Source organism: Reyranella sp. GW821-FHT14A01 (assembly GCF_058803965.1).
The window spans coordinates 265,557-278,512 of sequence record NZ_JBXAPM010000012.1 but is presented as its reverse complement, the minus strand read 5'-3'; the positions used below and the strand labels follow the sequence as shown (position 1 = coordinate 278,512).

General features: G+C 66.2%; 14 protein-coding genes. 10 read left to right on the top strand and 4 right to left on the bottom strand.

Annotated features, from left to right (window positions below; translation table 11 throughout):
- Positions 1 to 156 precede the first annotated feature (156 nt).
- From AC1ROX_RS22505 to AC1ROX_RS22490, 4 genes are read right to left on the bottom strand one after another with little or no spacing between them, the layout of a single operon-like run.
- Positions 157 to 1,128, bottom strand: coding sequence for a hypothetical protein (locus AC1ROX_RS22505; RefSeq protein WP_493129296.1), 972 nt, complete (start codon positions 1,126 to 1,128; stop codon positions 157 to 159).
- A gap of 10 nt (positions 1,129 to 1,138) precedes the next feature.
- Entirely contained in the window at positions 1,139 to 2,176 is a 1,038-nt protein-coding gene (locus AC1ROX_RS22500; protein ID WP_493129294.1) for a hypothetical protein, read from the bottom strand.
- Positions 2,173 to 2,691: a UGSC family (seleno)protein gene (locus AC1ROX_RS22495; protein WP_493129292.1), complete on the bottom strand. Its 519-nt coding sequence runs from the start codon at positions 2,689 to 2,691 to the stop codon at positions 2,173 to 2,175. The genes AC1ROX_RS22500 and AC1ROX_RS22495 overlap by 4 nt, the downstream gene beginning before the upstream one ends.
- 17 nt (positions 2,692 to 2,708) lie before the next feature.
- Entirely contained in the window at positions 2,709 to 3,578 is an 870-nt protein-coding gene (locus tag AC1ROX_RS22490; protein WP_493129290.1) for an NAD(P)/FAD-dependent oxidoreductase, read from the bottom strand.
- Between the two features lie 156 nt (positions 3,579 to 3,734).
- On the opposite strand from AC1ROX_RS22490, the gene AC1ROX_RS22485 reads away from it, so the two are divergent.
- From AC1ROX_RS22485 to ribD, 10 genes are all read left to right on the top strand, one after another.
- A complete protein-coding gene (locus tag AC1ROX_RS22485) occupies positions 3,735 to 4,649 on the top strand; it encodes an ABC transporter permease subunit (protein WP_493129288.1) in 915 nt (304 codons plus the stop codon).
- A 4-nt stretch (positions 4,650 to 4,653) separates the two neighbouring features.
- Complete coding sequence (gene livM, locus AC1ROX_RS22480) at positions 4,654 to 6,075, top strand: high-affinity branched-chain amino acid ABC transporter permease LivM (protein ID WP_493129286.1); 1,422 nt, start codon at positions 4,654 to 4,656, stop codon at positions 6,073 to 6,075.
- The gene (locus AC1ROX_RS22475; RefSeq protein ID WP_493129284.1) at positions 6,072 to 6,890 is read left to right on the top strand and encodes an ABC transporter ATP-binding protein; all 819 of its coding nucleotides are present in this window, start codon (positions 6,072 to 6,074) and stop codon (positions 6,888 to 6,890) included. Before livM ends, AC1ROX_RS22475 begins: the two co-directional genes overlap by 4 nt.
- Positions 6,883 to 7,611 (top strand): ABC transporter ATP-binding protein, encoded by a 729-nt coding sequence (locus AC1ROX_RS22470; RefSeq protein ID WP_493129282.1) that lies wholly within the window; start codon positions 6,883 to 6,885, stop codon positions 7,609 to 7,611. Before AC1ROX_RS22475 ends, AC1ROX_RS22470 begins: the two co-directional genes overlap by 8 nt.
- Positions 7,608 to 7,970, top strand: a complete 363-nt coding sequence (locus AC1ROX_RS22465) for a DUF6867 family protein (protein ID WP_493129280.1) — start codon at positions 7,608 to 7,610, stop codon at positions 7,968 to 7,970. Before AC1ROX_RS22470 ends, AC1ROX_RS22465 begins: the two co-directional genes overlap by 4 nt.
- Positions 7,971 to 8,027: 57 nt before the next feature.
- The gene (locus AC1ROX_RS22460) at positions 8,028 to 9,140 is read left to right on the top strand and encodes a branched-chain amino acid ABC transporter substrate-binding protein (RefSeq protein ID WP_493129278.1); all 1,113 of its coding nucleotides are present in this window, start codon (positions 8,028 to 8,030) and stop codon (positions 9,138 to 9,140) included.
- 458 nt (positions 9,141 to 9,598) lie between these two features.
- Positions 9,599 to 10,039 (top strand): ribose 5-phosphate isomerase B, encoded by a 441-nt coding sequence (rpiB, locus tag AC1ROX_RS22455; protein ID WP_493129276.1) that lies wholly within the window; start codon positions 9,599 to 9,601, stop codon positions 10,037 to 10,039.
- A 5-nt stretch (positions 10,040 to 10,044) separates the two neighbouring features.
- Complete coding sequence (glyA, locus tag AC1ROX_RS22450) at positions 10,045 to 11,352, top strand: serine hydroxymethyltransferase (protein WP_493129274.1); 1,308 nt, start codon at positions 10,045 to 10,047, stop codon at positions 11,350 to 11,352.
- Positions 11,353 to 11,384: 32 nt separating this feature from the next.
- A complete protein-coding gene (gene nrdR, locus AC1ROX_RS22445) occupies positions 11,385 to 11,852 on the top strand; it encodes a transcriptional regulator NrdR (protein WP_216966051.1) in 468 nt (155 codons plus the stop codon).
- 5 nt (positions 11,853 to 11,857) lie between these two features.
- Positions 11,858 to 12,949: a bifunctional diaminohydroxyphosphoribosylaminopyrimidine deaminase/5-amino-6-(5-phosphoribosylamino)uracil reductase RibD gene (gene ribD, locus AC1ROX_RS22440; RefSeq protein ID WP_493129271.1), complete on the top strand. Its 1,092-nt coding sequence runs from the start codon at positions 11,858 to 11,860 to the stop codon at positions 12,947 to 12,949.
- The last annotated feature ends 7 nt before the right edge of the window (positions 12,950 to 12,956 follow it).

Here is a 12,956-nt window from a genome sequence, read left to right as displayed (position 1 = left end):
TCGTCGCTCGCGGCACCCCGTGGATCTCAGCTCGCAACACTGTCGCATGACAGTTCAATCTTAATGGTTGCTGAGCGCAGCGAAGGATCTAGCGCTCGCTCAGGAGAACTTTGGTCGTTCCGCTAGGTCCTTCGCTGCGCTCAGGACGACAAAGGGCTAAAGCCTGCGCAGCACAGTCTGCGAGCCGCCGCCCCAGATCGGCAGGTAGGCCATCTTGTAGCCGGCGCCGCCGGTGACGATCGGATGGATCGCCTCGGGAGAGGCAGCGACGTCCTCTCCCTTGTCGAACAAGTATTGCTGGACGCGCTTGAGATCCCAGCCTTCGTGGCGCGCGATCTTCTCGGCGAGTTCGAGCGGCAGGAGAACGACCTGCTCGCCGCGATCCTTCTTGCGGCTCTGGCTCGACATCACGATCTCGGCGCGCATGCCGGCGACGATCGGATCGAGGATGGCCTCGGGCGTGGCGCCTTCGCCGTCGCCCGGCAGCACTTCGGCGGTGCCTGAGATTCCCATGACCGTGATGGCGCTCACGTCCTTGCCGAGGCCGTGGCGCTCGGTGAAGGAGGGGAAGGGGCCCTCGTTGCGTTCGGCGAAGCACAGCGTGAACTTGGCCGGCTGGCCCATGGTCGCCATGTCGCCCGTATCCGAGCGCGCGCCGCCGATGTTGCGCAGGCAGAGCTGCAGGGCGCGCCCGATGCAGGCATTGGCGCGAACACCGGGACCGATGGCGTTGGTCAGCGCGTTGACGCCGAGCTGCTGCGCAATCGGGCCATGGACGCAGAGCGCGACCGCGGCGCTGCCGGTGGTCGTGGCAATGCCGAGGAGATTGAAGTCCGGTTCGAGGAGGGCCTGTGCCGCCGCCAGCACGACCGGCAATTCGGCGGGCACGCAACCCGCGATCACACACTGATAGGCGACCGACTCGGGCGTGATGTCACCGAACATCGGCGGCATCATACCGACCGATTCGGTGCGGTTGGCGACGCCGGCGATCATGGCGTCGAGCCGCTTCTGGGTGGGAGGAACGAGAGGGAGGCCGTCCGAGAGTTCGGCCTCCGTCAGGATCTGCTGTGCACTTTCCCAGTCCGTCGACTCATCGACGACCGGCCAGCCGCACCATTCACTCACGACCGGTCGCTCATCGCGCGATGCGCGTGCAGGCGACCGTGGTGCCGCCGAACGACGGGATGAAGGCCGAGTGCTTGCCCGGCCCGCCCGCCACGGTGATGTGGATGTCGTTCGGATCGCGGCCGATCGTCAGCCAGTCGCCGTCCGGCTTGTGGCCGGTGGTTTCATACGTCACGAGGTTTTCCTTCGAGACGCGCGACAGATGGATGCGCGAGCGCTTCCACAACTCCTCGCGGATGCTTTCGATCGTGAAGCCGTCGCGCTTCAGGGTCGCGGCATGCTCGGGTCCGATGATGACGAACATCGGGCCCTTGCCGTAGACCGTGTTGGCGCCCGGGTTGGCCATGCCGCCGGCGAAGGTCGTCAGCAGGCCGTCGCCCGTGGTCGAGCCGTGGTCGTTGAGGTTATGCGGGCCTTCGCCCGACATCACCGTCACGACCGAATCCGTGGGCGCGAAGCCGCGCTGCACGTGATAGGGCGCCCAGGGATTCTCTTCCTCGTTCTCGCCGAAGCAGAAGGTGAACTTGGCGGGATTGCCCTGGGTCGAGCGGTCCATCTCGCCCGGCTTGGCGCCGGCGACGTTCAGCAGCATCAGGCCGAGGGCGCGGCCGATCGTGGCATTGGCCTGTCGGCCCTGGCCGAAGCAGTTGGTGCCGCAGTTGATGTTGAGCTCGTGCCGGATCGGGCCGCTCACCATGACCATCGGCGCACAGGAGTGCGTCGTGGCCAGCGTGCCGTGCAGATTATAGTCCGGGTCGAGCACGCCGCGCAGAGCGGCGGTCACGACCGGGAAGTATTCGGCCTTGCAGCCCGCCATCACGGCATTGGCGGCAAGCGCCTGTATCGAGGGGACGATCTGGCGCGGCGGCACCGGCGCATAGGGCCGGTTGTCGCCACGGACGGTCTCGACGAACTTCGCGACCTTGGCCTCGGTGGGGACGAAGAGCGGCATCCCGTCGCTCCAGCCCTGTTCCGTGGCGTACTCGTTGAAGGCCTCGACATCCATGTCGCCGATGTCGATCACTTCCTGTTCGGCGATGTCCTTCATTTCGTCGTCGCCTCGGTCAGTCCCTTGGTCGCTGCTTCGATGCGTTCCCGCAGTTCCTCGGCATTCAGGCCGCCGACGGGGTGCTTCACTACGATCAGACGCGCTTCGACCTTGCGGGCTTTCGCCTGGGCCAGGACCAGCGGCTTGAATGTCTCAGTGGCGATCACGAAAGCGGTGATGCCGAGCTTCTCGAGTTCGAGGCTGTCGTGGAAACTCCACGATGAACAGCTTCCTCAATCACCTAATGCGACGAGGGCCGCCTTGTAGTTCTGCGCGACGTGCGCGATCAGCTCCTTCGGAGCCGGCTGGCTGGCGCTGTTCTTGGCATGGAAGTGGATGTTGTCCACCGGCCGGTGCGCGCCGAGCATGGCGCGGACGCCTTCCAGCAGCTCGCGGGCGTTCGGCTTGGAATTGGAGATCAGGGCGATCGGGTCGGTCGCCCAGTTCACCGGCTGCAGGGTCACCTTGGCCGCACTGGCCGCCGACGTGCCGAAGCTCGGATTGAAGATACGCATTCTGACTTTCCTCCACGCTACTTGTTCAGGGCCGCGACCACCGACTTGGCGACGCGCTGGCCGTCGGCGATGGCGTTGGCCAGATATTCCGTCGAACCGGACCTGACGTCGCCGGCGGCAAACACCAGCGGCAGGCCGGTCTGGCCCTCTTCGTCGACAACGATATGCCCCGTGGCGTCGCGTGCAAGGGAATCCGGCAGGAATTCCGCAGCGGGAGACTGGCCGACGTAAACGAACACGGCATTCGTCGAAACCTTGTTTCGCTGGCCGTCATTCTCGATCGTCACCGCCTCGAGGCCGTTGCTGCCTTCGAGGCCGATGATGCGGCCGGGCATGGCGGTCACGCCTTCGGGAAGCTTGCCGTTCGGCGTGCCGAGCACGGTGATGCTGCCGGCGACGCCGACCAGGACTTCGGCTTCATACGGCGCCCAGCCGGTGGCGCCGGCGATGATGACGGGCTGGCCGGCATAGAGCGGGCCATCGCAGTTCGCGCAGTGTGAAAGGCCGCGACCTTCGTACTCGTCCTCGCCCGGAACGCCGAGCTTGCCCTTGTTCATGCCGGTCGCAACCACGAGGGAGCGCGCGCTGTGGCGCTCGCCGTCGGTCGTCTCGACCTCGAAGGGGCCGCTGCCGGAAATCGCCGAAACTTCGCCGAAGCCGATCTCGACGCCGGCGACGACGGCGTCGTCGGTGAGCCGTGCGGCCATCGTCGTGCCGTCGAAGGGCTCCTCGAAATCGTGGAGTCCGCCGAGGTTGATGATTTCGCCGCCGGGCGCGAGCTTGTCGAGGCAGAGCGCCTTCAGGCCTGCACGGGCGGCTTCGGTGGCGGCGGTGAGGCCGGCCGGGCCGGCGCCGATGACGATCACGTCGTAGGAAGGGGTGTCCATGGCCGTCTTTAATCGGCACTCGGGGCCCGGAGCGCAAGGGGCATTTCGGCCCGGCCGGCCCTGTTGTGGTCCGCGATTTGCACACCGGATATCTTGAGCTTGCCAGTCCCCGAGAAAGCATCGTAGGTCGCAAGGGCAGGGAGACAGAAACAAGGCATGGCGTATTTCACGCAGCAGCTGATCAACGCAATCACGCTGGGCGCCATCTACGGGCTGATCGCCATCGGATACACGATGGTCTACGGGATCATCGGCATGATCAACTTCGCGCATGGCGAAGTGTTCATGATCGGCGCCTTCATCTCGCTGATCGGCTTCATCATCTGCGGCAGCCTCGGCATCAGTTCGGCGCCCATCGCCATCGTCCTGGTGCTGCTCCTGGCGATGTCGTTCTCGGCCGTCTACGGCTGGGCGATAGAACGAACGGCCTATAGACCGTTGCGGGGCTCGTTCCGGCTGGCCCCGCTGATCTCCGCCATCGGCGTGTCGATCGCCCTCCAGAACTACGTCCAGCTGGCGCAGGGCGCGCGGCCGAAACCCGGCGGACAGGTCGTATCCGGCGGCTTCAACCTCTTTACCGCCGACGGCTTCGACGTCCGCGTCACCTGGCTGCAGATCATCATCGTCCTGGTGACGGTCGTGCTGATGGCGGGCTTCACCTGGGTGATCGCCAGGACTTCGCTGGGACGCCAGCAGCGCGCCTGCGAGCAGGACATGAAGATGGCGTCGCTGCTGGGGGTCAATGTCGACCGCACCATCTCGCTCACCTTCGTGCTGGGCGCGGCGCTGGCCTCCGTCGCCGGCATGCTGTTCCTGATGTATTACGGCGTCATCGATTTCTTCATCGGCTTCCTGGCCGGCATCAAGGCCTTCACCGCGGCGGTGCTGGGCGGCATCGGTTCGCTGCCGGGCGCCATGCTGGGTGGATTGCTGATCGGCCTGATCGAGGTCTTCTGGGCCGGCTACTTCTCGAGCGAATACAAGGACGTCGCGGCCTTCGCGATCCTCGTCCTGGTGCTGATCTTCCGGCCGAGCGGACTGCTCGGCAAACCGGAGATCGAGAAGGTCTGACCGGATGGGCCAGCGTCTCCCTCTCATGCTGAAGGACGCGGGCCTCACTGCGTTCGTGGCCGCAGCGCTCGGCATTTTCATCGTGGGCTTTCGCACCGTCGACATGGGCGGCGGCAAGGGGCTGGGCTTCGACTATCACCTCGTCGACCTCGCCGTGGCCGTGGTCGTCATCTTCATAGGGCGGCTCGGCCTCTCGATGGCGGCGAACGGCCTGCGCTGGCCGGCGATCGTGCTGGGCGTCGCGATGATCGCGGCCGGCGCGGCGCCGATGAAGCTGCCGTCGGGCTTCCTGCACTGGTTCGTGGCGCTGGGCGGCGTGCTGCTGGTGATCCGCGCGGTCTGGCCGTGGGCAAACGACGCGATGGGGGCGGCGGCACGGACGCCGTCGGGCGTGGCACTGGGCAAGGCCGGCTCGAAATGGTTCGGCTGGCTGCTTCTGGCCGCGGCCGTGCTGATGCCGTTCACGCCGTTCGCGGACCAGAAGACGATGGATCTCGGCGTGCTGATCCTGACCTACGTGATGCTGGGTTGGGGGCTCAACATCGTGGTCGGGCTCGCGGGCCTGCTCGACCTGGGGTACGTCGCCTTCTACGCGGTCGGCGCCTATTCGTATGCGCTGCTCAGCACGCAGTACGGGCTGGGCTTCTGGACCGTTCTGCCGCTCGCCGGGATGATGGCGGCGCTGTTCGGCATCATGCTGGGCTTCCCGGTCCTGCGCCTGCGCGGCGACTATCTCGCCATCGTCACCTTGGGTTTCGGCGAGATCATCCGCCTCGTGCTGCTGAATTGGTTCGATCTGACCAACGGGCCGGCCGGCATCGGCTCTATCCCCGGGCCGACCCTGTTCGGCGCCGTGTTCGCCGAGACGCCGCCGCCGGGCAAGCAGACCGTGTCGGAGATGCTCGGCATCGCCTTCAATGGCAATCACCGGCTGATCTTCCTCTATTACATCATCCTCGGCCTGGCGCTGATCACCAACCTCTTCACCCAGCGCATGCGCCGCCTGCCGGTGGGCCGCGCCTGGGAAGCGCTGCGCGAGGACGAGACGGCCTGCCAGGCGCTCGGCATCAATCCTACCAACACCAAGCTCACGGCCTTCGCGATCGGCGCCATGTTCGCGGGCTTCGCGGGCTCCTTCTTTGCCGCCAAGCAGCGCTTCGTCAGCCCCGAGAGTTTCGTGTTCATCGAATCGGCGATCATCCTGGCCATCGTCGTGCTGGGCGGCATGGGCAGCCAGATCGGCGTTGTGCTGGCGGCCGTGCTGCTGATCGGCCTGCCCGAATGGTTCCGCGATCTCGGCAACTACCGCATGCTGGCCTTTGGCCTCGCCATGGTGCTGATCATGGTGTTCAAGCCGCGCGGCCTCATCTCCCATCGCGAGCCGTCGATCAGGTTGCATCCCGCCGGCTCGGGAGGCGGCGGATGACGGTGCCCACCGTGCCGCTTATCGAGGTCGAGCATCTCACCATGCGCTTCGGCGGGCTGGTCGCGATCGACGATGTCTCGTTCACGGCGCGGTCGCAGGCCATCACCGCCGTCATCGGTCCCAACGGCGCAGGCAAGACGACGGTCTTCAACTGCATCACCGGCTTCTACAAACCGACCATCGGCCGGCTGACCCTGCGCGGCGGCGGTGGCGAATTCCTGCTGGAGCGCATGCGCGGCCACGAGATCGGCCAGAAGGCCAGGGTGGCGCGCACCTTCCAGAACATCCGCTTGTTTCCCGGCATGACGGTGCTCGAGAACCTGATGGTGGCGCAGCACAACAAGCTGATGCGCGCCTCGGGCTGGAGCCTGCTGGGTCTTCTCGGCGTGGCGAGCTTCCGGCAGGCCGAGGCCGCGGCGGTCGAACTGGCGCGCCTGTGGCTGGAGCGCATCGGACTGGTGGCCGATGCCGACCGGCCGGCCGGCGAGCTGCCCTACGGCGCCCAGCGGCGGCTCGAGATCGCCCGCGCCATGTGCACCGAGCCGGTTCTGCTCTGTCTCGACGAGCCGGCGGCGGGCCTCAATCCGCGCGAGTCGGCGGAGCTCAACCAGCTCTTGGTCTCGATCCGCGATCGCGACAGGATCGGCGTGCTGCTGATCGAGCACGACATGAGCGTCGTGATGAAGATCTCCGACCATATCGTCGTGCTCGACTACGGCCGCAAGATCGCCGAGGGCGATCCGGAGGTGGTGCGCAACGATCCGGCCGTGATCCGCGCCTATCTCGGCACGGACGAGGAGGCGATCGATGGCTGAGCCCTCGATCCTGTCGGTGAAGGGCGTCGAGACCTTCTACGGCGCCATCCAGGCCCTGCATGGCGTCGATCTCGACGTGGCGAAGGGCGAGATCGTGACCCTGATCGGCGCCAACGGGGCGGGCAAGTCGACCCTGCTGATGACGATCTGCGGCAATCCCCGCGCGCGCAGCGGCCAGATCCTGCTCGACGGCGAGGACATCACTTCGCTGCCAACCCACCAGATCGTGCGGCGTGGTGTGGCGCAGGTGCCGGAGGGGCGTCGCATCTTCGCGCGCATGAGCGTCTACGAGAACCTGCAGATGGGCGCGATCCTGGGCGATCCCGCCAACTTCAAGTCTGACCTCGACCGGGTCTTCGCGATGTTCCCGCGTCTGGCCGAGCGGCGCGATCAACGCGGCGGTACGCTGTCGGGTGGCGAGCAGCAGATGCTGGCGATCGGCCGCGCGCTGATGAGCCGGCCGCGGCTCCTGCTGCTCGACGAGCCGTCGCTCGGTCTCGCCCCGCTGATCGTGCGGCAGATCTTCGATTCGATAGGCCGCATCGCACGGGAGGAGGGCGTCACCATCTTCCTGGTCGAGCAGAACGCCTTCCACGCGCTGCGCCTGGCCGACCGTGGCTACGTGCTGGCGAATGGAAGGGTACGCCTCAGCGGCAGCGGCAAGGAGCTTTTAGCCAACCAGGAAGTCCGCGCGGCCTATCTCGAAGGGGGCCACGGATGAGCCCGCTCGACACCTTCATGTTCGACTGGTTCGGCGACACGCTGTTCAACGTGGTGCTGTTCAATCTCGTCCTGATCGGGCCGGCGTCGTTTGCGGCTGGACACGCGGTGGCGCTCACCTGGCGGCCGTGGCCGCAGATCGTGTTCTATACCGCGCTCCTGTCGGCGACCTTGCGCTTCCTCGACTACGCGCTGGCCAACGGCGAGCTGTGGTCGCTGGCGGGATTTGTACTGGGCTGGGCGGTACAACTGGCGATCGCGGCCTTTGCCTTCAGACTCACGCGGGCGCGCCATATGGTGCGCCAGTATCCCTGGCTCTATCGGCGCAAAGGCTTGCTGGGCTGGGACGAGCGGCACTAATGTAACTGTCATGCTCCGCATGCGGCGGAGGGGGCTCAACGAACAGGGAGACTTCGGATGAAGAAGATGTACGGCGCACTGGCCGTCGCAGCCGTTGCCTTGATGGCGACGCCCGCGTTCGCCCAGATCAAGATCGGCTCGGCCGGCCCGATGACCGGCTCCAATGCCGCGTTCGGCGAGCAGCTGCGGCGCGGCGCGCAGATGGCGGTCGAGGACATCAACGCCGCCGGCGGCGTGAACGGCCAGAAGCTCGAGCTGGTGATCGGCGACGATGCCTGCGACCCCAAGCAGGCGACCGCGGTCGCCAACAAGATGGTGTCGGACAAGGTCGTCTTCGTGGCCGGGCACTTCTGCTCAGGCTCGTCGATCCCGGCCTCGGACATCTACAAGGAAGGCAAGATCCTGCAGATCACGCCGGCCTCGACCAACCCGAAGCTGACGGACGACGCCGCTGGCAAGGGCAACACCACGGTGTTCCGCACCTGCGGCCGTGACGACGTGCAGGGCACGACGGTCGGCAACTACATCCTGAAGAACAACAAGACCGCCAAGGTCGCGATCCTTCACGACAAGTCGCCCTACGGCAAGGGCGTGGCCGACGAGACCAAGAAGGCCCTGAACAAGGGCGGTCTCCGCGAGACCATGTACGAGGCCTACAACGACACCGACAAGGACTTCGCTGCCCTCATCAACAAGATGAAGCAGGCGAAGATCGATATCATCGTGCTGGGCGGCTACCACACCGCGGGCGCGCTGATCATCAAGCAGGCGCGTGAGCAGGGCCTCGCGGCGAACATGATGGGCTTCGACGCGCTCGAGACGGCCGAGTTCGCCCAGCTGGGCGGCGCGGCGACCAACGGCGTGATGATGTCGTTCCCGCCCAAGGCCGAGGACGACCCCAAGAATGCCGCCCTCGTGAAGAAGTTCCGCGACGCCAAGTACAATCCGGAAGGCTACACGCTGTTCAGCTACGCCGCCGTGAAGGCCTGGGCCGACGCCGCCAACAAGGCGAAGTCGGTCGATGCCGCGACCGTCGCCAAGCAGCTCCGCACTGGCAAGTACGACTCGGCCGTCGGCGTGCTCGAGTTCGACGCCAAGGGCGACATCAAGGATGCGGTGTACGACATCTACGTCTGGAAGGACGGCAAGTCGGCCCCGATGAAGAAGTAGGCGAACAAGTACCAATTGAGGAAAGGCCCGGCGTCAGCCGGGCCTTTTCTTTTTGTGCATCGCTCAGGGGCATCATCGTCGGGGGCATAAACGAAATAAGCGCAATAAACGAAACAAACGATTCGACCGGCCGGGGAGCGATTCCCCGGGTTTTGGTGGCTTGGACACTGCGAGGATCGGTAAGGCGACGTCCTTGATGGCCAGAGCAAAGCCGCAACGCGCAGCCCGACTGATGCGTCGATTGATGCGACTGGCCTTCGAGAATGGCGAAATACGAAACCCGGCGCGAACTCAGGGTGCTGTGCCGCCGTCCCTGGTGATCGGCACGACCGCCCGGCTATTTCCCAAGTCAATTCAGTGTCTTGTGGGTCACCTTCCACGATTTTGCGGAACCGTGACATCGCGGCCCCGGATATGGTATCGGGGGGCTCAATAGCTAGAGGGGATCGATCGTCGATATGCCGGGGGGCGCCATCGCGGTCGCGTCGGATCATGCCGGCTACGACCTTAAGGAAATCCTGAAGCGCGACCTGCAGGAAGCGGGTCACGAAGTGCTGGATCTTGGCACGAATTCCACCGCATCCGTGGACTATCCGGACTTCGGCAAGGCCATGGGCGACGCCATCGCCTCGGGCAAGGCGGAGCGCGGCGTGCTGGTCTGCGGCAGCGGCATCGGCATCTCGATCGCCGCCAACCGCAATCCCAAGGTTCGCGCAGTCCACGCGCACGATGTGACCTCGGCGCGCCTGTCGCGCGAGCACAACGATGCGAACGTCATTGCCTTCGGCCAGCGCCTGACCGGCATCGAGATCGCGCGCGAGGCGCTGAAGGTGTTCCTCGCGACCAAGTTCGAAGGCGGGCGCCATGTCGGCCGCGTCGACAAGCTTTCAAAGGGTTGAGTGTCATGAGCCAAGCCGCTGCCAAGATGAGCGATCAGCCGTTGCCGATGTTCACCACCGGAGTCGCCGAAGCCGATCCCGCGATCGACGCGGTGCTGAAGGGCGAGTTGCATCGCCAGCAGGAGCAGATCGAACTGATCGCGTCGGAGAACATCGTCTCGCGCGCCGTCCTCGAAACGGCCGGCTCGGTCCTGACCAACAAGTATGCGGAGGGTTATCCGCGTCGCCGCTACTATGGCGGCTGCGAGGGGGTCGACAAGGCCGAGGACCTGGCGATCGAGCGGGCCAAGAAGCTCTTCGATTGCTCCTTCGCCAACGTGCAGCCGCACTCCGGCGCGCAGGCCAACCAGGCCGTCTTCATGGCGCTGCTGCAGCCGGGCGACACGTTCCTCGGCATGTCGCTGTCCGAAGGCGGCCATCTCACGCACGGCTCGCCGGCCAACCAGTCGGGCAAGTGGTTCAAGGTCACGTCCTATGGTGTGAAGCCCGACACGCACCTGATCGACTACGAGCAGATGGAGGCCGTCGCCCGTAGCGAGAAGCCCAAGCTGATCATCGCAGGCGCCTCCGCCTATTCGCGTCACATAGACTGGGCACGCTTTCGCAAGGTGGCCGACGAGATCGGTGCCTACTTCATGGTCGACATGGCGCACTATGCCGGACTTGTCGCGGCCGGCGTCTATCCGAGCCCGCTGCCGCACGCCCATGTCGTGACGACGACGACGCACAAGACGCTGCGCGGCCCGCGCGGCGGCATGATCCTGTCCAACGACGCCGAGCTCGGGAAGAAGATCAACTCGGCGGTGTTCCCCGGCCTGCAGGGCGGCCCGCTGATGCACATCATCGCGGCCAAGGCGGTGGCGTTCGGCGAGGCGCTGAAGCCCGACTTCAAGGTCTATGCCCAGCAGGTGATCGACAATGCGCGCGCCCTGGCGGCGACCCTGACCGAGCGCGGCCTCAAGATCGTCTCGGGCGGTACCGACAGCCACGTCATGCTGGTCGACCTGCGGCCGAAGAAGGCAACCGGCGTGTCGGCCGAGAAGGTGCTCGACCGCGCCGGCATCACGACCAACAAGAACAGCATCCCGGGCGATCCGGAGAAGTTCACCGTGACCTCGGGCGTGCGGCTCGGATCGCCGGCGGGAACGTCGCGCGGCTTCGGCGTCGCGGAGTTCCAGCAGATCGGCCATCTCATCGCCGACGTGCTCGACGGCATCGCCAAGAACGGCCCGGACGGCGACGCCCAGGTCGAGGCCCAGGTTCGCGCCAAGGTCCATGCCCTTTGCGCGCGCTTCCCGATCTACCGCGACTGATAAGGCGCAAAGCCGGAAAACAGGGGAACTAGATGCGCTGCCCATTCTGCGGTCACGAGGACACACAAGTTAAGGACTCGCGGCCGACCGACGACAACTCGGCGATCCGCCGGCGGCGCTACTGCCCGTCCTGCGGATCGCGCTTCACGACCTTCGAGCGCGTGCAGCTGCGCGAGTTGACGGTGGTGAAGAAGAACGGACAGCGGGTGCAGTTCGATCGCGACAAGCTGGCGCGTTCCATACAGGTCGCCTGCCGCAAGCGGCCGGTCGATCCCGACCGCACCGAGCGCGTGGTGAACGGCATCGTGCGCCGCCTCGAAAGCTCGGGCGAAAGCGAGATTCCCTCGACGCAGATCGGCGAGCTGGTGATGGACGCGCTGCGCGCGCTCGATCCGGTGGCCTATGTGCGGTTCGCCTCGGTCTATCGCAATTTCCGCGAGGCCCGCGACTTCGAGGAGTTCATCTCCGATCTCGCCGACACCGCCCACTTCAAGGACTGATACCGATGATGCGCGCAGCGCTCGCGCTGGCGCGACGATCACTTGGACGGACCTGGCCCAATCCCGCGGTTGGCTGCGTGATCGTGCGCGACGGCCACGTGATCGCGCGCGGTCGCACGCGCGACGGTGGCAGGCCACACGCCGAGGCCGACGCGATCGCCGAGGCGACGGCATCCGGCCTGTCGCTGACGGGCGCCACAGCCTACGTCACCCTGGAACCCTGCTCGCATCACGGCCGCACGCCGCCCTGTGCAGACGCTCTGGTGGCGGCCGGCATCGCGCGCGTGGTGTCCGCGCTCGAGGATCCCGATCCGCGGGTGAAGGGGCAGGGGCATGCACGCCTGAAGGCGGCCGGTATCGTCGTCGAGGTCGGCGAGGGCGCTGCCGAGGCGGCCGAGATCAACGCCGGCTTCCTGTTACGGGTTCGTGAAGGCCGGCCGCTGTTCCATCTCAAGATCGCCGGCTCGCTCGACGGCCGCATCGCCACCGCTTCCGGCGAGAGCAAATGGATCACCGGCGAGGCGGCGCGACGCGACGGCCATCGCCTGCGCGCCATCCATGATGCGATCCTCGTCGGCGCGGCGACCGCTGCGGCCGACGACCCCGATCTCACCTGCCGCCTGCCGGGCCTGGGCTCGCACTCGCCGGTGCGCATCGTGCTGGATTCGCAGGCGCGTCTGTCGCCCCGGTCGAAGCTTGCGACGTCGGCACAGGTGACACCGGTCTGGCTGGTCTGTACGAAGTCGGCGCCGGCAGATCGGCGGGACGCGCTGAACAAGCTCGGCGTGGAAATCGTCGAGGTCGATGGCGGCAGCGATGGTCGCATCGACGTTTCGGCGGCCGCGCAGGCGCTGGGCGCGCGCGGTCTGACCCGGGTTCTCGTCGAGGGCGGTGGGCAGGTGGCCGCTTCCTTCCTGAAAGCGGGCCTCGTCGACGGTATCTCGAGCTATCGCGCCGGGCTGATCCTGGGGGCCGATGGCCGCTCTGCGGTCGGGGGCCTGGAATTTGCACGTCTGGGTTCCGCGCCCCGGTTCAAGCTGGTTTCGGCGCGGCAACTGCAGGGCGACACGCTGGAAACCTGGCGGCGAGAGGACTAAGTAGCGG